General features: G+C 46.6%; 19 protein-coding genes. All 19 read left to right on the top strand.

Annotated elements, in window-relative coordinates; genetic code table 11:
* Positions 1-20: 20 nt before the first annotated feature.
* The 19 genes from NSS64_RS13210 to kdpC all read left to right on the top strand — a co-directional run bounded on the left by NSS64_RS13210 (position 21) and on the right by kdpC (position 19526).
* Positions 21-296, top strand: coding sequence for a PqqD family protein (locus NSS64_RS13210; RefSeq protein WP_341140409.1), 276 nt, complete (start codon positions 21-23; stop codon positions 294-296).
* The gene (locus NSS64_RS13205; protein WP_341140408.1) at positions 293-1303 is read left to right on the top strand and encodes a hypothetical protein; all 1011 of its coding nucleotides are present in this window, start codon (positions 293-295) and stop codon (positions 1301-1303) included. The genes NSS64_RS13210 and NSS64_RS13205 overlap by 4 nt, the downstream gene beginning before the upstream one ends.
* Positions 1304-1345: 42 nt before the next feature.
* The gene (locus tag NSS64_RS13200) at positions 1346-2287 is read left to right on the top strand and encodes a nucleotidyltransferase family protein (RefSeq protein WP_341142809.1); all 942 of its coding nucleotides are present in this window, start codon (positions 1346-1348) and stop codon (positions 2285-2287) included.
* A gap of 35 nt (positions 2288-2322) precedes the next feature.
* Positions 2323-2985 carry a hypothetical protein gene (locus NSS64_RS13195; RefSeq protein WP_341140407.1) on the top strand — a complete coding sequence of 221 codons (663 nt, stop codon included), beginning with the start codon at positions 2323-2325 and terminating at the stop codon, positions 2983-2985.
* 28 nt (positions 2986-3013) lie between these two features.
* Positions 3014-3397: a VOC family protein gene (locus NSS64_RS13190; RefSeq protein WP_209870528.1), complete on the top strand. Its 384-nt coding sequence runs from the start codon at positions 3014-3016 to the stop codon at positions 3395-3397.
* Between the two features lie 13 nt (positions 3398-3410).
* Entirely contained in the window at positions 3411-3653 is a 243-nt protein-coding gene (locus NSS64_RS13185; protein WP_339224925.1) for an acyl carrier protein, read from the top strand.
* 15 nt (positions 3654-3668) lie between these two features.
* Complete coding sequence (locus tag NSS64_RS13180) at positions 3669-5231, top strand: HAD-IIIC family phosphatase (protein WP_341140406.1); 1563 nt, start codon at positions 3669-3671, stop codon at positions 5229-5231.
* A 13-nt stretch (positions 5232-5244) separates the two neighbouring features.
* Entirely contained in the window at positions 5245-6243 is a 999-nt protein-coding gene (locus NSS64_RS13175; RefSeq protein WP_341140405.1) for a hypothetical protein, read from the top strand.
* Between the two features lie 238 nt (positions 6244-6481).
* A complete protein-coding gene (locus NSS64_RS13170; RefSeq protein ID WP_341140404.1) occupies positions 6482-8071 on the top strand; it encodes a peptide ABC transporter substrate-binding protein in 1590 nt (529 codons plus the stop codon).
* A 233-nt stretch (positions 8072-8304) separates the two neighbouring features.
* Positions 8305-9075, top strand: coding sequence for a flavodoxin family protein (locus tag NSS64_RS13165; protein WP_341140403.1), 771 nt, complete (start codon positions 8305-8307; stop codon positions 9073-9075).
* Positions 9076-9158: 83 nt separating this feature from the next.
* Entirely contained in the window at positions 9159-9581 is a 423-nt protein-coding gene (locus NSS64_RS13160; protein ID WP_341140402.1) for an FMN-binding protein, read from the top strand.
* 70 nt (positions 9582-9651) lie between these two features.
* Positions 9652-10491: an RCC1 domain-containing protein gene (locus NSS64_RS13155; RefSeq protein WP_341140401.1), complete on the top strand. Its 840-nt coding sequence runs from the start codon at positions 9652-9654 to the stop codon at positions 10489-10491.
* A 125-nt stretch (positions 10492-10616) separates the two neighbouring features.
* A complete protein-coding gene (locus tag NSS64_RS13150; protein WP_341140400.1) occupies positions 10617-13277 on the top strand; it encodes a sensor histidine kinase KdpD in 2661 nt (886 codons plus the stop codon).
* A complete protein-coding gene (locus NSS64_RS13145) occupies positions 13270-13986 on the top strand; it encodes a response regulator transcription factor (protein ID WP_341140399.1) in 717 nt (238 codons plus the stop codon). The genes NSS64_RS13150 and NSS64_RS13145 overlap by 8 nt, the downstream gene beginning before the upstream one ends.
* Before the next feature lie 225 nt (positions 13987-14211).
* Positions 14212-14541, top strand: a complete 330-nt coding sequence (locus NSS64_RS13140) for a hypothetical protein (protein ID WP_339256613.1) — start codon at positions 14212-14214, stop codon at positions 14539-14541.
* A gap of 228 nt (positions 14542-14769) precedes the next feature.
* Positions 14770-14847 carry a potassium-transporting ATPase subunit F gene (locus NSS64_RS32755; protein WP_076075801.1) on the top strand — a complete coding sequence of 26 codons (78 nt, stop codon included), beginning with the start codon at positions 14770-14772 and terminating at the stop codon, positions 14845-14847.
* A gap of 286 nt (positions 14848-15133) precedes the next feature.
* Positions 15134-16810 carry a potassium-transporting ATPase subunit KdpA gene (kdpA, locus tag NSS64_RS13135; protein ID WP_339256615.1) on the top strand — a complete coding sequence of 559 codons (1677 nt, stop codon included), beginning with the start codon at positions 15134-15136 and terminating at the stop codon, positions 16808-16810.
* Positions 16811-16828: 18 nt separating this feature from the next.
* Positions 16829-18862, top strand: coding sequence for a potassium-transporting ATPase subunit KdpB (kdpB, locus tag NSS64_RS13130; protein WP_341140398.1), 2034 nt, complete (start codon positions 16829-16831; stop codon positions 18860-18862).
* Positions 18863-18905: 43 nt separating this feature from the next.
* The gene (gene kdpC, locus NSS64_RS13125) at positions 18906-19526 is read left to right on the top strand and encodes a potassium-transporting ATPase subunit KdpC (protein ID WP_341140397.1); all 621 of its coding nucleotides are present in this window, start codon (positions 18906-18908) and stop codon (positions 19524-19526) included.
* Positions 19527-19580 lie beyond the last annotated feature (54 nt).

Below are 19580 nucleotides of genomic sequence, written 5' to 3'. Positions count from 1 at the left end.
TTTGAAAAGGAGAAACGATCATGATGTATAAACTTAACGCAAGAGATTTTGGATGGAACCAGATTGATGAAGATTTTGTTGTGTTTACAATGACGGACGAAAAGTATCATGTATTTAACGAAACAGCCAAAGACTTATTTGAATTTATTCATGTACACGAAGGTTGTTCTATAGACGATATCAACAATTATTTTGAACAAAATTATGAAATTGAAAATCAAGAACAGCTAAGCCAAGATATAAAAATCCTATTAGAGCAAATGCAGCAAATTGGAATGCTTTACGAAATTTCATGAAAAAGACGGTTAGTTTAGGCAAGTATAAACTTATTGTAACCAGTAAAGATCCAAAATTATTTGATTCTTTGAATAGCTATCCGGACTATCAATACAGTGAGGATAGGAGAATAGATATAAAAGTATATTTTCAAAGTTTTGAGGGAGATCATCCTTATATAAATAAATCAAATTATGTTCTTTCTAAAAACAGTGTGGATTTGGATCCTTCTATTATTAAAGGTCATTATGTTTCGCAGAAACTTCCTGCCTCCGATCTTATTTTATTGGAAAACAACATCATGATTTCAAGAGATTTTTTTCATAACAAATTATTTATTCTATATCGGAAAGATCAGGAGCATTATTTGATTACGGAATCTTTTGTAGAAACTTTTATCGCACAAGTGTTATATAGGAATGGAGAAATTCCTTTTCATGGAGCAGTACTGGTAAAAAACAACTCCTCCATCGGCTTTATAGGTAAATCTAATTCCGGTAAATCATCGACTATAGTCCAATTGTTTGAGGCTTGTGATGGGTTATTATGTAATGATTTTTTTTATCTGAATTTGAAAGAAAAAAAAGTATATTCCTTAGATAAAACAATTGGAGTACGAAAAAGTAATTTAAGATCAATAAATCGTTTTATAGCAAATATTCAAAGTGAAGACTGCTTTTTGGGCAACAAGGTTCAAGATTATTATGATATTTCTAAATTTTCAAAGCTGAAATTCTATACGACTCAGACTTTATCCAAAATTATTTATCTGGAGATTAAAGACGATATCGTTGTTCCTTCCATTAATAAGATAAGTAATTCTCAAGCTTTAAGATATTTTCTGGAGAATTCAATTCATCCCTCGAAATTACTACCTGAACAGCTGAATTTAATTCATTTATTTCAAATTTTATCGAAAGATGTGTGTTTTTTTAAATTGTGCCTACCCAGATTCGAGGCGCTTGATTTGGGAGATATTGATAGTATTTTTGATGAAAGATTTATTGAAGAAATATTTAGAAACTAATCAGAAGGATGACTGTCTGAAGGAGAGAGACATTTGCATTTAGTGGAAGAATGGCTTCAAACGCACCTGCGTTCCGAAAATAGACTTTTGTCAATAATCAGTCGTGTAAATTATCAAGAACTATCAGTATTTTGGGAAGTAATTAACGAAATTCCATATGCTGTTATAAAGGGAGAGCCGCTCTCATTATTGGCCTACAATAAATTTGGTTTCCGTGGACTAGGTGATGTGGATATTCTTATTGATCGGAAAAACATTCCAAAAATGAAGGAGATTTTAAAAACGTGCGGCTTTGAAGCAATAAGCCGAGATGAAAAAAAAACCAATTTTTCAAGAGTATTTTGTCTAGCGTCTTCTCACCAATTGGTTCCCTACGTCAAAGAATTGCAATCTAAAAAAGGCTGTCATGTCGAGTTGGACATTAACTTTGATTTATTTTGGGGGGAATATTCGGGGGAGAGGATCGATGTTAATCACTTCCTGGAAGATGCATCCGAAATGGAGATTTATGGGCATAAATTACAGACACTACCTCCAATAAAAGCACTTCTACAAGTATGTTTGCATCATTATAAAGAAATGAATTCTATCTACCATTTGGTTAACCATAACACCATAAACCTTCCAATGTTTCAGGATGTCTATTATTTAATCAAGAACAATCTGGATACAATCACAGTCTCAACAATTTATCACCTTAGTAAGGAATATAAAATAACACCTTATATTTTTTATGTAATCTATTACACCCAGTTGATTTTTAAAGATCCTTGTTTAAATCAATTTTTAGAAGCGCTCAAGACAGAAGAAGGAGAGAAGCTACTTGATTATTATGGACTAACGGAACAAGAACGGAAAAAATGGCAAACGGATTTTTTTACAAGACTTCAAACAGATAAAAAACTTAATTTGATAAAAAACAATTTAACAGAAGCGGATATCCACAAATTACGAATTAATAATAAAGTATTTAGAGGGTACTGACTAGCTTCCTATATTCAACGGGTGGTGTTTATCTTATGGAACAAGTAAAAAAACATAATTATATGACTTCTTTTCTTGACATGGTGCATACGTATTCCTTTTATTTGATGGACAAATATTACGACAGAAAATTAAAAATAGACACAGATAAGTATATTCTACTGAATAATAAATCCGGATACTCCAATTATCAACCAACGCCCTACTCGGCATTAAAGAAACTGTTTAAATATCAGCCGTTTACTCCAAATGATCATTTTGTGGATTTTGGCAGTGGGAAAGGAAGAACGGTTATTTGTTCCTCCTACTATGGATGCATGAATGCATTTGGAGTCGAAATAAACGAAGAAATGCATTCTATTGCGCTGGAAAACATTTCGAGATTTACACGAATCGAAAAGAGGGATAGGATTTCATTTCATTTATGCCCCGCCGAGGCTATGAATATATCTCCAAATATGAATAAGTTCTTTTTTAATAATCCGTTTGATCTGAAATATTTTATGAAGACTACGGATAATATATTATCTTCGGTAAGAGAATTCAACAGAACAGTTTTTTTGTATTTATATTCTCCGAATGAATATTACACCCGTTATCTAAATCGTAATAAGAACTTTAATCATACTAAAAGAATATCTACAGGTCTGTTTCATATGAACTACCCCTACATTGATATCTACACAACAAACATTTAATACATTCGATGAGAATAAAGGTGAAATCATGAAAATTCATCATTTAGGTTTTATTGTGAAGGATATGAAGAAAGACCGAATAATTTTCGAAGCTCTTGGTTTTGTGGAAATTGGCGAAGTTGTCTATGATTTCATACAAGATAACAATATTATGTTTCTAGAAAGTCAAGATGGCAGTTTGCTTATTGAATTAATCGAAGCAGTAAGTGAAAGGTCGAGCGTTCGAAATTTCAAATCGGGTTATCATCATATCTGTTTCGAAAGTGGAACAAAAATGGATATGAATCAATGGTTTAAAGCTTTAAAGATAGGAAAAATCTTCACAAGACAGATTACAGCGCCTGCGCTACAAAATAGAAAAGTTGTTTTCGCATGCTTAAATAATGGGAGTTTAATTGAGTTTATTTTATAGTGGAGGATACGAAATGGATATTACCTTTGAGACAATACACTCTGCGCTACTAGAAGCACTTGATGTTGCTGATTTGCCATCTTTAGCTGACAGGAATCGTGATTTGACAGAGGTTGGCTTAGATTCAATTGGTTTTATCAGATTTATTGTAACTTTGGAAGCAGAATTGGGTGTTGAAATTCCAGAGGAATATATAATACTTGCCCGTATGAATACTCTTAACAAGGTGATGCAAGTTCTTTCCACCGTCAAATGAAGGGAGTTCACTTCTTTGTATATTCAAGGTAAGGATCTGAACATTTCGGTTATTTCTAACATAACGATAGAACACTTTTTTGGAATGCATATTAACAGCTTATTTGATACTCCATCTGAAATTAATTATATACCTAGTAATGTATGCTTTGAAAACCGTCATATTGAAGTAATGCAAAAGTCGGATCTAATATTGGTTTGGCTGAATATCAGGAAATTAAGCCCGGGAATACTCTCAAACATAGGTTTCAAAGATGAATTGCAGATAGTTTATAAAGATGTACTAGAATACATCAAAGTCATATATTTAAAGCTGCGTAATGAAGTTAATTCAAAAATAATATGGATGGGTTTTGAAGACTATTTTGATTATTTGCATGAGGTTGTTGGAAATATTCTTCATAATTATAATTTCATTGACCGCTTGAATCAAGAGATCAAAGATCTATTGAGTGAAACTTCTGATATAGTTATTGACTTGAAAAGGTTAATATCTTATATCGGAACCAGAGATGCATATGACACCAAAGGATTGTACCGCTGGAATTCCCCATACACATCCGATCTTATCTATTTAGCTGCAAAAGAGATTTTTAAACAGTTCCGTATTTTAAAGAGAAATGAAAAAAAATGTATCGTATTGGACTGTGATAATGTTCTGTGGGGTGGGATATTAAGTGAAGATGGTATTGAAAATATAAGTTTAGCCTCTAATGGCCCGGGACAGTTTTTTCAAGATTTCCAACGATTCCTGTTAACTTTACATACCTTAGGGATCATTTTGACTGTTTCAAGTAAAAATGATTTATCAGATGTTTTAAAGGTATTCAATAGTCATAGTGAAATGATCTTAAGAGAAGAGCACATCGCAAGTTTTCAAGTGAATTGGAACAATAAAGCAGAGCAAATTCAATTAATAGCCGAAGTTATAAATATAAGTTTGGATAGCATCGTATTTATTGATGATTCTATTTTTGAAGTGGAATCGGTAAATAGCATTTTACCAGATGTTAAAGCAGTACTCTTTAAAAAAGAAAATATTTACAGCAGTTTATCTTTGTTCAACTTGTCTCTTGATTTCGATGCAAATCTTATTGCAATAAGGAATAATACGTATCAATCAAATGTGCATAGGACGGTTTTGAAAGAGAAGACAGCTTCATATGAGGAATATTTAAACGCTCTTGATACAAAAATTAATATACATATAGCAGATGATTTAGAGTATTATCGAATTTCAGAATTAAGCCAAAGAGCGAATAAGTGTACGGTAGGTAAAAGGTATACTGTATCTGAAATAAAAGAGAAAATCAGTACAAAAGGTTATAAATTATATGCAGTTGATGTGTCGGATAAATTCAGCGATTTAGGTCTTGTCGGAGCATTTGGTGTCATACAACTATCTGGAATATACTATTTAGATTTTTTTTGTTTATCTTGCCGGGTATTAGGAAGGAATATTGAAAATCAACTTATTTCTTACGTAAAAACGAATTTTAAAGATATCAAAGTAGAGAGCTGTATAAGAACTCAAAAAAATGATGGTTTTATTGACTTGTTACTTTTGCATTTAAATTAGAGGAGGAAAGTAAATGAACTCTAAAATCTTACCAATGAAGTATCCAATTATAACTTCTTGGCAATGGCAAGCAAATTTATTTTCAATTCTATCCAATTATCCTGAAACACAACCATGGATCTATAGCAATTATATTCAGTTGCATATGATCAGAGACGAATCGCACGACAAAACCTTTGTTGACTTTTATCAATATCCTATATTAGAGGTTTGCCCATGGATTTATAATCAACATCTAAAACGAGAAACCATTTTGTTTTTTAAAAAAGATATTTGTGAGTTTTTTATCGAGTGTATCGATCTTAATAATTATATTTATGGCGTGTTTGAACAATCCTATTTCGGCCGCTCAGAATTTTTTCCTCACGATACTTTTATATATGGTTACAATATGGAAAAGAAAGTATTTTACATAGCTGATTTTTCTATTAAAGAGAAATACTCTTATACAGAGGTATCATTTTCACAAATTGAAAAAGCATATTTAGCCATTGAGGAAAAAGATGATTGGCTTTTAGATAAAGGGGGACTGCAGCTTCTTAGTTTTAATGCTAAAGGCATATTTGATTTTAAACCCTCGTTGGTAATAGAATTCTTGGATGAGTTCTTACAGTCTAAAAATAGCTTTGAAAAAAGTTGTTTTTATATAAACAATCCTAATAAAAGTGTATTTGGATTAGAGGTTTACAGGAAAATAAAGGAGGATTTAATAAATAAGAATACGGATTTTAGACATATCCATGTTATTTATGACCATAAGGTTTTAATGCTTCATCGTATAGAATATATGCAAACTCACGGCTTTCTTAACCAAGCAGAAGTTATATATAAACTTTATAAACAATTGGAGCAGAAAACTCTTTCAGCAAGAAACCTTTTACTTAAGGCAATTATAACTCAGAATGATAAACAGATAGATCAGATCATTAGATTGTTGGGGGAAATAGAATGTATGGAAATAGAGGCGATGAATTTAATGCTGAATAACATAAAGCAGTGTAAAATATATTAATTTAGACGAGTGAGAAAGAAATTATTCTTACTGAGGAGATTACAGTGTATTACGGCTCAAGATAAAGCTCTGCTGGTCAGGGAGCATGAAGACCACAACCTTTGATTTGATCCTTTGATTATGGACTTTTTTACATGGAATATAATTATTGATCTTCGATAAATTACGACAGCGTAATATCTGCCCTCCATGTTATTCTATTACTAATACATAATAGCTATACAAAGGGGAAACATTGATGAAAAGGTTGCTTTATATCATTTTGGCAGTAGGTTTAATGATGAGTGTAACGCTCACGGGAGGGGCAGGTACTTCATCTGCTGCACAAGCTAATAAGGTATTGCGTATCGGTCTGGGAAGTCTTCCTGATCAGCTTGATCCGGCAGCAGCTGCGGATGACAGCACAGTGACGGTTGTCAAAGGGTTATTTGAAGGACTGGTCCGGTTGAATGCGGCTGGTCAAGCCGTTCCGGCAATAGCAAAATCATGGACCCTCTCGAAGGATGGCAGAACGTATACCTTTGCGCTTCGCGGGGATGCGAAATGGAGCAACGGGCAGCAGGTGCTGGCCTCGGACTTCGAGTATGCCTGGAAGCGGGCGCTGGCTCCGGAAGCCAAGAATGTCTACGCTTTTAATATGTACATGATTAATAATGCGCAGAACTACAACGAGGGACTTCTGAAGGATACCTCCAAGATCGGCGTAAAGGCGTTGAATAACACCACACTACAGGTCACATTAAAGGAGAAAACCTCCTATTTCATCCAACTGCTCGCAGAGAGCATCTATTTTCCAGTGTACGCTAAGACTGCGAAGGCCAACAACCAATGGGCAACAGACCTTAAGTCTATGGTAACCAATGGTCCCTTCAAGCTCAAGACTTGGAAGAGTAATGAGATTTCTATAGTTAAAAACCCTGCTTATTATGCGGCCCAAGAAATTAAGCTGCCGGAGGTACGTCTGCTGCTGCCTGAGAATCCGACAGTCGCTTATATGGACAAGAAGGTTGACTGGGTTGGAGGCGGAGGGGTGGAATCAGTGGATTATACATCTTTAGATAGCGCATCTAACCGCGACCTGCATGAAGGGCCGTATGCTTCCACCTATTTTTATCAATTCAATCTGACTAAGCCGCCGTTTGACAATCTGAAGATCCGTCAGGCATTGGCGATGGCGATTGACCGTGAAGCCTTGCGTTACGGCAATCCGGCGTTTGGATTTGTGCCGCCAAGTATTCATGGGACCCAGTTGAATTTCCGCACAGAGATGTCGGACAAGATGTACTTTCATGAGGATGTGGCGGCGGCCAAGCAATTACTGAAGGAAGGCATGAGAGAAGCGGGACTCACCAAGTTCCCCAGCTTCACTATTATCGTGAATGAATATATCAATCATGACGTTATCGCAAGTAAAGTGATTAAGGATTGGAAAAAGAACTTAGGCATTGAAGCAAGTGTAGAAATCCAAAGCTTCGAGGAACTGTTGGATAATCGTATACATCAAAACTATGCTATAGCAAGAGCGGGATGGAGCGCTGATTTCAATGATCCGGCCTCGATGCTGGAGCTGTTCAGTTCACAGAATGTCTCCAATGATACAGGGTGGAGCAATACAGCGTATGACCGTTATATGCAGCAAGCCCGGCAGGCGGCCGACCCCGGCACGCGTATGCAGATCTATGCCAAGGCCGAACAGCTGCTCATGGATCAAATGGCAGTTATTCCGCTGTTTTACACTGTGACTGATTATTTGAGTCATCCTAATATCAAGAATGTATATGTTGACTATGACGGGTCCATAGCTTTCACAAGAGGCTCGTGGCGGTGAAAAGCGTTTAGAAAACAAGGATCAGGAGGCCATGAGCGAATTGCTGCTTGTGGCTTCTTTCTTTTGGCCCGGAAGCTTCTTCACCAATCGTTCAAAATCAAGCCGTGTCCGTACAGACAACAGCGCATATCTATGTTAATATACATCATGAATGAATTATAAAATATTCATTCATGAGCTGCTCAAGTATCAAGTGAAGTCACTATTTTGTATTCTATTCTGGAGGGACAATCATGAAGAAGGTCATCGCAATTATCGGCAATCAGCAAAAGAACAATACGTACAGAGCGGTCCGTGAGTTTGAAGCACAGCTACGAACCTTCGGGGAGATTGAGTTTGAATACATTTTCCTCAAGGACTATAGGTTGGAGTTCTGCCGGGGCTGCAAAACCTGTTTCAGTAAGGGCGAAGAATATTGTCCGCTCAAAGATGACCGGGATGTGCTGATCGGGAAGATGGAGCTTTCCGACGGCGTTATTATGGCCACTCCGAATTATGCCTTCCATGTATCGGCTTCCATGAAGAATCTGCTGGACCGGCTGGCGTATGTGTTCCATCGGCCGCAGTTCTTCGGCAAGACCTATACGTCGATCGTCAATCAGGGGATTCACGGCGGGAATGCGATTGTCAAATATCTTAGCCGTATGGGAGAGAATCTGGGTTTCCAGGTTACCAAAGGGTGTGTGCTTAGTACGATGGAGCCAGTGACCACAGCAGCCGCGCAGAAAAATGCAGTGAGAATCCGCAAGTCTGCGGCCCGCTTCTACAAAGGACTGATGCGTCCGGCACCGCCGACTCCCACATTGTTCCGCTTGCTGATGTTCCGGCTGTCCCGGACCAGTATTCAGCATATGCTGGATGAGCGGTCGAAGGATTACCGGCATTACCGGGCTAACGGCTGGTTTGAAGCGGCGTATTATTATCCGGTCTCACTCAGTCCTGTCAAGAGCTTGGCCGGACATCTGTTCGACAGAATCGGTAAAAGAATGGCTAAACGCGCTTAATGATGAATGAACACAAATATATTCATTCACGACGAGGAGGGTTAAGAGTGGGGTTGAGAGGAGGGTTAAGAAGGAGGGTCAACATGAAAAAGAAGTGGAAACGCAACCTGCTGCTGCTGTGCCTAACCGCGATTCTCGTGGGACTAATCGGTTCAGGCGCGGCCTTGCTCTATACAGAGAAAGAGCGCCGTGAAGCGCGGAATGTAGAGATTGATCAAGTGAACTTCAACAAGCTGCATGCAGGTGAGTATACAGGTGAATATGCTGGCGGAAGGTATAAATGGAGGGCGAATAAGGTGCTGGTTACCGTCACGGCGCACAAAGTTACAGCGATCCAGCTCCTGGAGCATGCTGAGAATCAGTCTGTGGCGTCTGCAGATGAATTGTTCGACAGAGTGATCCAGGCTCAATCGCTTCAGGTAGACAGCATCAGCGGTGCGACGCTTACAAGCAAAGCCTATCTCAAGGCCATAGAGAATGCCCTTCACAAGGGCGTTGAAATGTAACAAATATTTTGCAATACTAGCTATACCAATGAGATCCTTATACGAAAAAGAACCCAAAGGAGCAATGCATATGCATACCGACTCATTATCCGCCATCGCGGCGGGATACCGCCATTCCGTTCTGCTCTTGCCGGACGGAACCGTGCGGGCTTGCGGCGAAAATACATACGGGCAATGCGAGGTAAGCGGCTGGCGTGATATGGCCGCGGTTGCAGCAGGCAATGCTCATACAGGGAATTCGCATACAGTAGGCCTAAGGCCGGACGGAACGGTCATCGCGGCCGGCTGGAATAAGCATGATCAATGCAACGTGGGCGATTGGCACGATATCGTTGCGGTTGCGGCCGGCTGGCGGCGTACGGTCGGGCTGAAGGCAGACGGAACGGTGGTTGCGGCGGGAAGAAACAACGAAGGTCAATGTGAAGTCAGTGGCTGGGCGGATATCGTTGCGGTTACAGCAGGAGACTGGCACACGGTTGGACTTAAGGCCGATGGTACGGCTATTACAGCGGGGAACAACCGCTATGGGCAGCGGAATGTGAATGGCTGGCAGGAGCTGACGATGATATCAGCGGGTTATCTTCATACGACCGGACTTAGAGCAGACGGCACAGTAGTAGCTACAGGTCTGAATAAGCGCGGACAAAGTGAAGTAGGCGGCTGGCGCAAGATTAAAGCCATCGCGGCTGGCAGCCATCATACGGTAGGCCTTCAATTGGACGGCACAGTGACGGCTGCAGGCTGGAATGATTACGGACAATGCGAGGTGAGCGGCTGGACGGATATTGTTGCCATTGCGGCAGGCTGCACCCATACGCTCGGTCTTAAGAAGGATGGCACAGTGGTTGCGGCGGGGAGTAATGCGTACGGGCAATGTGATACAGCGCTGCTGAATGGACTGTCATCTTAATCTTAATACAATCTTAATGCCACAGCCGAATCCGTAATACTATGCTGATTATGCACATGCTATACTAACGCTACAGTGTACAATGGCTGGTCTATAGATGGGCTTAGAGGGAAGGAAACCTTCAGATGATAGGGGAAAATACAGCGAAGAAGCGGCGGGGCAGGCTGAGGATATTCTTCGGATATGTGCCGGGGGCAGGAAAGACCCGGGCGATGCTGGAGGCTGCCCATGCGGAGCAGAAGAACGGCCAGCAGGTGCTGGCGGGCTACATTGAAGCCCATGACAGAGCAGATAATGCGGAGCTTATTAATGGACTGGAGCTGATGCCGCCGCTGGACATTCCTGTAAACGGGACCATCGTGCCGGAATTTGATCTGGACCAGGCGATCCGCAGGAGGCCGGACCTGATTCTGCTGGATGAACTGGCCCACATCAATGCTCCGGGCGTACGTCACAAGCGGCGGGTTCAGGATGTGGAGGAGCTGCTGCGCGCGGGAATAGATGTCTACACTACGGTTAGTATAGAACAGCTGGAAAGTATGACCGATGTTGTAGCATCCATGACCGGAATGGCTGAGCCAGCGCGTATTCCCGACAGTGTGTTCGAACGTGCGGACCAGGTCGAGTTCATTGATATCAGTCCGGACATTTGGCTGGAGCGTCTGCATGAGGGGCGAATCTATTCCACGGAGCAGCTCCGGCAGGAGGCCGGTGATCTGTACACTCCCCAGAAGCTGAGCGCTTTGCGGGAATTGGCTCTACGGTACAGGGCGGATCAAATCAAACGTTATGAGGGCAGGTTAGGGGAACGGGCAGTGGAAGCCGGCTTGTACAGCAGAGAGCATATCCTGGTCTGTCTGTCGTCGGCAATATCCAATAAGAAGGTCATCCGCACTGCGGCAAGAATGGCCGAAGCCCTACAGGGGGAATTCACTGCTCTCTACGTGGAGACCTCAAGAACGAAAGAGTTAACGGTGAGGAACAAGTCGGAGCTGCGGGAGAATCTGCGTCTGGCCGAACAGCTTGGTGCGCAGGTTGCCACGGTATACGGGGAGGATGTGCCGGGGCAGATCGCCGAATATGCCCGAACCAGCCGGGTCTCCAAAATCATCCTGGGCCGGTCGCAGAATCGCAGCCATTGGCCAATCGCTTCGAACTTCGTAGATAAACTGACGGCTGCTGCCCCGAATATCGACGTCTATATTATCCCGGATCAAGAGTCTGCCTTGCAATCCAAAATCCCGCAGTATGCCAGACCTCCGTTACTCTCGCTGGCTGATACAGGCAAAACCCTGGGGATTCTGCTGGTCTGCACGATCATCGGGCTGTGGTTCAAGGTGCTCGGCTTCAGTGAAGCGAACATTATCACCGTCTATATTCTGGGTGTTCTATTGGATGCGATGGTTACAAAAGGACGGCTGTACAGCGCGGTGACGTCGATTTTGAGCGTGCTGGTCTTTAACTATTTTTTCACCGAGCCTTATTTCTCGCTTCAGGCCTATGATTCCGGGTATCCGGTGACCTTCCTCGTGATGCTGGCCGCCTCGTTCATCACCAGTACGTTAACGCTGCGGGTGAAGGAGCAGGCCAGAGAATCAGCGCAAAAAGCCTACCGCACCGAGGTGCTCCTGGAGACCAGCCGGAAGCTGCAGCAGGCCAAAGATACGCCCGCCATCCTGAGCGAGACCGCGCTGCAAATGCTCAAGCTGCTGGACCGGAGCATCATCATCTATGAGGTGGAGGGCGATGGACTCTCGGAGCCGCTGCTGTACGGCAAGGATGGGAGTACAATTGTCGCTCAAAGAGATACGCTGGAAGCGGAGCGCGAGGTAGCGGAATGGGTGCTGCGGAACAATAAACGGGCCGGAGCGTCTACCGATACCTTTTCGGCAGCCCAATGTCTGTATCATGCGGTGCGGAGCGGCGATACGGTGTTTGCGGTGGCGGGAATTGTGATGCAGCAGGAAGAACCGCTGGAGGTGTTCGAGTCAAGTCTCATGATCGCTATGCTTGGCGAATGCGCCCTCGCTCTGGAGAAAGACAAGCTGAACGAGCTGCAAAAGGAAAGCTCCCTGCAAATCCGGCAGGAGCAGCTGCGCGCCAATCTGCTGCGCGGCATCTCGCATGATCTGCGCACGCCGCTTACCAGTATTTCCGGCAATGCGGGCATCCTGATCGGCAACTCGGCGGTGCTGAGCGAGGAGCAGAAGCAGGAGCTGTACAGCGATATCTATGACGATTCGATCTGGCTGATCAATCTGGTGGAGAATCTGCTTTCGATTACCCGAATCGATAATGGTGCGCTTCATTTGAATTTTCAGGCGGAGCTGCTGGAGGAAGTCATCGCGGAAGCGCTGCTGCATGTGAACCGCAACAAGGAGGATCATGTGATCCGGGTGGTGCTGGAAGATGAGCTGCTCATGGCAAGGATGGATTCCCGGCTGATCATTCAGGTGATCATCAACCTGGTGGATAATGCGATTAAGTATAGCGGGTCGGGTTCACATATTACCCTATCCGCCAGACAGGAGATGGGGCTTGTTGTGGTCGAGGTTGCGGACGACGGATCGGGAATAGCCGCAGAAGCGAAGGCCAAGGTATTCGAGATGTTCTATACGGCGGATAACGTGCGGGGAGACGGCAGGCGCGGGCTGGGTCTGGGTCTTGCGCTCTGCAAATCAATTATTCATGCCCATGGCGGGCATATTGAAGTACAAGATCATGCACCGCAGGGAACGGTCTTCCGCTTCACCCTGCTGGCAGAGGAGGTGAATGTCCATGAATAAACCCATGATTCTGGTTGTCGAAGACGACAAGCCGATCCGCAAGCTGATTACCACAACTCTGGAGACTCAGGGCTATAAATACCATACCGCAGAGACGGGGGAGGCTTCCATCCTGGAGGCGGTATCCAGTCAACCGGATCTTATGATCCTGGACCTCGGTCTGCCCGATATGGACGGGGTGGATATTATCCGGAAGGTCCGGGCGTGGTCGAACCTTCCGATCATCGTGGTCAGTGCCCGCAGTGAGGACCGCGACAAGATTGAAGCGCTGGATGCCGGAGCCGATGACTATCTGACCAAGCCCTTCAGCGTGGAGGAGCTGCTCGCCCGGCTGCGGGTCAGTCTGCGGCGAATCCGGGGGGACGGTGAGAAGCTGATGAAGGATTCGCCCTTTTTTGCGAACGGCAATCTGCGGATTGACTATGCGGCAGGCTGTGTCTGGCTGGAGGGTGACGAGATCCACCTGACGCCGATTGAGTATAAGCTGCTGTGTCTGCTGGCGAAGAATGTGGGCAAGGTCCTGACCCATAATTATATCCTGCATGAAATCTGGGGCAGTCCTTCGTACGACATTCCGGCGCTCCGTGTATTCATGGCTACGCTCCGCAAGAAGATTGAGCGCAGCCCTTCCCAGCCCAAGGTGATCCAGACCCATATCGGTGTGGGCTACCGGATGCTGCAGGCGGGGGACGACAGCCGAGTGATTTGAACCGGCTTGCGGAAGCCGTATAGCGTGTTTCATAGTGTTCCTAACCATGCCTGTGCGGGCATGGTTTTTTTGACGTTCCTGCGGATGGTGCAAGCGCGGCTGGAGCGGCGTTCCGGCGGTATTTTAACGTAATCTTAATCTGTAGAACCAAACCCTAATCCTGAACTAATGGCGGGAGTGGTACGCTGAATTCTGAAGTTAACCTACTGGAGAGAAGGCTTGGAGATGGATGTGTGGCTGAGAAATATTGGATGGGTGACGGTGCTGACGGGGCTGCTGGTGCTGATCAAGCGGCATTATGACCGGATCTGTCTGCTGCAAGACTGCATCTATGAGAATAGCGGGGTGTACGCTGCCGCATACCAGTTTGCCTGCGGGGCTTCGGCCCGTGAGGTCAGTGAGCTGCTTGTGACCAGCTTCGAGTTCGATCGTCAGGAGACGGAAGTGATCCTTGCCTGGGCGCTCCCGCACCGGATGGAGGCGGACGGAGGCTATGGTGCTTTTATCGGGGCGGTCAACAGGGTGCTGGGTGAAGAGATTTACCGCCTCTCCTGAAGTCTTAATGCAATCTTAATGCGCCTGAGGAAACCCTTACCCTGAACTAATGGGAGAAATGATACGCTAGACCGGAAGTTACAAGAGAGAGATTACCTTAAGGTGAGGAGTGGCAAAGACGATGATGGATGTGTATATGACGGCAATGCTGGCAGCGATATTCACGGTATTCTATGCGTTTGTACAATGGTGCAGCCGTGTGACCGATGAGCAAGGGGGGACGGAGTAATGGCAGTTGTCCTCGCAGCTACTGTGCTGCTGTTTCTGTATTTGGGCTATGCTTTGATTCATCCTGAAAAATTCTAAGGTGGGGCTGTTCAAGCTGAGTGAGAATCTAAGTTATGGATCATCCGTGCCTGCGGAGAACATTTGGACTTCCGGCCGCTGTTGTCTCCAGATTTCTTGGTTTGTACCGCTAATTGCGGATGAAATCCGGAGACAAAGGCGGTCGCTACCGCTCCTACAGTTCCAAATTTCCCCTCCGGCACTCTATCCATAAAGATCAATTCCAAATTCAGCTTGTACAGGAAGGGGTAGGGCAGAAGAAAGACAAAGACTGAAAATGATAGTTATATTAAAAGGAGGGCCATCCGTGGGGATTGTGCAGATTGTAGTCGTCATCTTAATACTCGTACTGCTGGTGAAGCCGGTGGGCACTTATCTATATCATGTATTCTCAAATGAACCGAACCGGACAGACCGGGTGTTTGGTGCCGCGGAGAAAGGAATTTATCGTCTGATCGGGCTGAAGCAGCGGGGCGGGATGTCCTGGAAGAAATATGCGCTCAGCTTCATTGTAACGAACATTGTATTGGTGGTATTCAGTTATCTCTTTCTGCGGCTGCAAAAGGGGCTTCCGCTCAACCCGAACGGGATCGGCAATATGGAAGAGACGCTCACCTTCAATACGGTAATCAGCTTCATGACCAATACGAACCTCCAGCATTACAGCGGGGAGAGCGGCGTGTCCTACTTCTCACAGATGGCGGTCATGACGATGCTGATGTTCACCTCGGCCGCCAGCGGCTTCTCGGTCGCGGTTGCTTTTGTCAGAGGGATTACGGGACGCACCTCGGTGGGGAACTTCTTCGAGGACTTCGTCAAAGCGCATATCCGGATCTTCATTCCACTGGCACTGCTTGTAACACTGGCGCTTGTAGCGCTTCATGTGCCGCAGACTCTGAAACCTACGCTGGAAGTCACCACGCTTGAAGGGCAGACCCAGCAGATTGCTATCGGTCCGGTGGCCTCCCTGGAGTCCATTAAGCATATCGGGACGAACGGCGGGGGCTTCTTCGGAGCTAACTCTGCCCATCCTTTTGAGAATCCGGGTCCGCTGAGCAATGTGCTGGAGATCCTCTCCATGTGGCTGCTGCCCGCGTCTCTGCCGTATATGTACGGGAAGTTCGCCGGGAACAAGCGGCAGGGCTGGATGATTTTTGGCGCGATGATGACGCTGTTCGTGGTATTGCTGGGAGTGAATTACGCTGCGGAAAGGGCGGGCAACCCGGCGATTAACGCCATGGGGATAGATGCTTCACAGGGCAGTATGGAGGGAAAAGAGGTTCGGTTCGGCATCGCACAGTCGGCGCTGTTCACCACCGTTACAACGGCGGCCACCACCGGCAGTGTGAACAATATGCATGATACGCTGACGCCGCTCGGCAGTATTACCCCGCTGACCCTCATGATGCTGAATAATGTATTCGGCGGCAAAGGGGTCGGGCTGATCAATATGCTTATGTATGCGATCCTCGGCGTGTTCCTCTGCGGGCTGATGGTGGGCCGGACGCCGGAGTTCCTGGGCCGCAAGATTGAAGCGCGGGAGATGAAGCTGATCGCCATCGCGATTCTGATTCATCCGCTGATTATTCTGGTGCCGACGGCGGCTGCTTTTCTGACGGAGCTCGGTAAAGGAAGTATCAGTAACCCCGGCTTCCACGGGATGACCCAGGTGCTGTATGAATACGTATCGTCTGCGGCCAATAACGGCTCGGGCTTCGAAGGGCTGGCGGATAATACCTCCTTCTGGAATATCACCACCGGTGTGGTCATGCTGCTGGGCCGGTATGTCTCAATGATCGCCATGCTGGCGGTTGCCGGTTCCCTGCTGCGCAAGAAGCCGGTGCCTGAGACCATTGGAACCTTCCGCACGGATAACGGGCTGTTCACTGGTATTCTGATCGGTACGGTGCTGATTATCGGCGCTCTGACCTTCCTGCCGGTGATTGTCCTCGGTCCGGTTGCAGAATATTTGACTTTACGGTAGGGAGAGGGAGAGAAGAGAATGAGTACTGTACACAGAAAGAAGCTGCTGACGGGTCCCATCCTGCTAAGTGCTGCCAAGGATAGTCTGGTGAAGCTGAACCCGGTGACGCTAATGAAGAATCCGGTCATGTTCGTCGTGGAGGTCGGGACGGTTATCGTCTTGCTCATGGTGCTGGCGCCCGCGTATTTCCATGCGGAGCATGCGGTAGGCTTCAATATCACCGTGTTCTTCATCCTGCTGTTTACCGTGCTGTTCGCTAACTTCGCGGAAGCGCTGGCGGAGGGCCGGGGCAAGGCACAAGCCGATTCGCTCAAAAAAACCAAGCAGGACATCACCGCCAATAAGCTGGCGGGATCAGGGGTCAAGCAGGTACCTGCCTCTGAGCTGCGCAAAGGCGATATCGTAGTCGTCAGCCAAGGCGAACTGATTCCCGGCGACGGGGAAGTAACCGAAGGGCTGGCTTCTGTAGACGAATCGGCCATCACCGGAGAGTCGGCCCCGGTCATTAAGGAAGCCGGAGGCGACTTCGGCTCCGTGACCGGCGGTACCCGCGTAGTCAGCGACCAGATCAAGGTGCGGATCACCAGTGATCCGGGGGAATCGTTCCTGGACCGGATGATCTCGCTGGTCGAAGGGGCGAAGCGCCAGAAGACACCGAATGAGATTGCCCTGAACACGCTGCTGATCAGCCTCACGATTATTTTCCTGATTGTCGTCGTTACCCTGCGTCCCATCGCGGATTATATCGGGGTGAAGCTGGAGATTCCGGTCATGATCGCGCTGCTCGTCTGCCTGATTCCGACCACCATCGGCGGGCTGCTGTCGGCCATCGGGATTGCGGGCATGGACCGGGTGACGCAGTTCAACGTCCTGGCGATGTCCGGGAAGGCAGTGGAAGCTGCCGGGGACATCAACACGATGATTCTGGATAAGACGGGGACGATTACCTTCGGCAACCGGATGGCCAGTGAGTTCGTAGCGGTGGGCGAAGCATCAGTAGCCGAGCTTGCCGCCTGGGCGGCGGTCAGCTCGCTGAAGGATGAGACGCCCGAAGGACGCTCTGTCCTGGAGCTGGCGAAGAAGCTGGAGCTTCAGTATGAGAGCAGCCTCGCGGACGGCGGGGAGTTCATTGAGTTCAAGGCGGAGAGCCGGATGAGCGGGATGGATCTGCGGGACGGGCGCTCAGTGCGCAAGGGAGCGGTGGATTCCGTGAAGAAGTGGGTGCTGTCCCGGGGCGGCACCGTGCCGTCTGATCTGGACAGCAACTCGGATGCTATTGCCCGGCTGGGCGGCACTCCGCTCGCGGTTGCTGTAGATAACCGGATCTACGGGCTAATCTATCTGAAGGATACGGTTAAGCCAGGGATGAAGGAGCGCTTCGACGAGCTGCGCAGCATGGGAATCAAGACGATTATGTGTACCGGGGATAACCCGCTGACCGCAGCCACGATTGCCCGTGAAGCCGGGGTTGATGATTTCATTGCCGAGAGTACCCCGGAGGATAAGATTGCGGTGATCCGCCGGGAGCAGAACGAGGGCAAGCTGGTCGCCATGACCGGGGATGGAACGAACGATGCTCCCGCGCTGGCCCAGGCCGATGTGGGGCTGGCGATGAACAGCGGGACAACCGCTGCCAAGGAAGCGGCCAATATGGTGGATCTGGATTCTGATCCGTCCAAGATCATCGAGGTTGTAGCCATCGGGAAGCAGCTTCTTATGACGCGCGGGGCGCTGACCACGTTCAGCATCGCTAACGATATTGCCAAGTATTTCGCCATCATTCCGGCGATGTTCACGCTCGCTATTCCTGAGATGGAAGCCCTGAACATCATGGGGCTGGGGTCCCCAAGCTCGGCGATAATCTCGGCGCTGATCTTCAATGCCATCATCATCCCGCTGCTGATTCCGCTCGCGATGCGCGGGGTCTCCTATAAGCCGATGAGTTCTACCAGGCTGCTGACGCGCAACATTGTCATCTATGGTCTGGGCGGGGTCGCTGTTCCATTCGCCGGCATCAAGCTGATTGATATGCTAGTCAGTATATGGATCTAGGGGTCCGGCTGACGATTGACTATATAAGGAGGGCGTAATCATCATGGCACAATCTACTCATGAGACAACCGGAGAGCAGGTCTCCGCTTCACCAGCAGCTTTTGTCTTCACTACAGTGAGGTTAAGCATAGTATTCATTATTCTCTGCGGAATGATCTATCCGCTGGCTTCCACCGCGCTGGCCCAGGTGCTGCTGCCTGCCCAGGCGAACGGCAGCCTGCTGAAGGATGCTTCCGGGAAGGTCGTCGGTTCTGCGCTGATCGGGCAGAGCTTCACGAATCAGGCAATGTTCCAGAGCCGTGTATCCAGTATCGGGTACAAGGCCGAAGCTTCGGGCTCGAATAACTACGGGCCGTCAAATCCCGATATGCTGCAACGCACCAAGGATTCCATTGCCCAGTGGAAGCTGGACAATCCCGGCGTCCCTGTAAGTCAGCTCCCTGTGGATCTGATTACGAATTCCGGATCGGGTCTTGATCCGCATATTTCTCCGGCTGCGGCGCTCGTGCAGGTTCCCCGGATCAGCAAGCTGACCGGCATTCCGGCAGATACCCTTGAAGCTCTGGTGAAGGAGCATACCGAAGGGCGTGATCTGGGGCTTTTCGGAGAGAAACGGGTGAATGTGCTGAAGCTGAATCTGGCGCTGATGGAGATAGCGAAATAAGCTGACTCCGCACAGACTGCTTCCTCCAGATGTGAGTTGTGAGAATAGAAGGAA

Origin of the sequence: Paenibacillus sp. FSL H8-0122, from assembly GCF_038005345.1 — a bacterium.
GTDB lineage: Bacteria > Bacillota > Bacilli > Paenibacillales > Paenibacillaceae > Paenibacillus_AQ.
The sequence above is the reverse complement of the archived record's forward strand: the minus strand, read 5'-3'. Positions and strand labels throughout refer to the sequence as shown.

Bases quoted from the DNA above. Each gene is read 5' to 3' on its own strand.
- kdpC (WP_341140397.1), top strand. From the start codon at position 18,906: ATGGCACAATCTACTCATGAGACAACCGGAGAGCAGGTCTCCGCTTCA.
- NSS64_RS13145 (WP_341140399.1), top strand. From the start codon at position 13,270: ATGAATAAACCCATGATTCTGGTTGTCGAAGACGACAAGCCGATCCGC.
- NSS64_RS13205 (WP_341140408.1), top strand. From the start codon at position 293: ATGAAAAAGACGGTTAGTTTAGGCAAGTATAAACTTATTGTAACCAGT.
- NSS64_RS13195 (WP_341140407.1), top strand. From the start codon at position 2,323: ATGGAACAAGTAAAAAAACATAATTATATGACTTCTTTTCTTGACATG.
- NSS64_RS13175 (WP_341140405.1), top strand. From the start codon at position 5,245: ATGAACTCTAAAATCTTACCAATGAAGTATCCAATTATAACTTCTTGG.
- NSS64_RS13165 (WP_341140403.1), top strand. From the start codon at position 8,305: ATGAAGAAGGTCATCGCAATTATCGGCAATCAGCAAAAGAACAATACG.
- NSS64_RS13150 (WP_341140400.1), top strand. From the start codon at position 10,617: ATGATAGGGGAAAATACAGCGAAGAAGCGGCGGGGCAGGCTGAGGATA.
- NSS64_RS13140 (WP_339256613.1), top strand. From the start codon at position 14,212: ATGGATGTGTGGCTGAGAAATATTGGATGGGTGACGGTGCTGACGGGG.
- NSS64_RS13210 (WP_341140409.1), top strand. From the start codon at position 21: ATGATGTATAAACTTAACGCAAGAGATTTTGGATGGAACCAGATTGAT.
- NSS64_RS13155 (WP_341140401.1), top strand. From the start codon at position 9,652: ATGCATACCGACTCATTATCCGCCATCGCGGCGGGATACCGCCATTCC.
- NSS64_RS13185 (WP_339224925.1), top strand. From the start codon at position 3,411: ATGGATATTACCTTTGAGACAATACACTCTGCGCTACTAGAAGCACTT.
- NSS64_RS32755 (WP_076075801.1), top strand. From the start codon at position 14,770: ATGGCAGTTGTCCTCGCAGCTACTGTGCTGCTGTTTCTGTATTTGGGC.
- NSS64_RS13170 (WP_341140404.1), top strand. From the start codon at position 6,482: ATGAAAAGGTTGCTTTATATCATTTTGGCAGTAGGTTTAATGATGAGT.
- NSS64_RS13160 (WP_341140402.1), top strand. From the start codon at position 9,159: ATGAAAAAGAAGTGGAAACGCAACCTGCTGCTGCTGTGCCTAACCGCG.
- kdpB (WP_341140398.1), top strand. From the start codon at position 16,829: ATGAGTACTGTACACAGAAAGAAGCTGCTGACGGGTCCCATCCTGCTA.
- NSS64_RS13190 (WP_209870528.1), top strand. From the start codon at position 3,014: ATGAAAATTCATCATTTAGGTTTTATTGTGAAGGATATGAAGAAAGAC.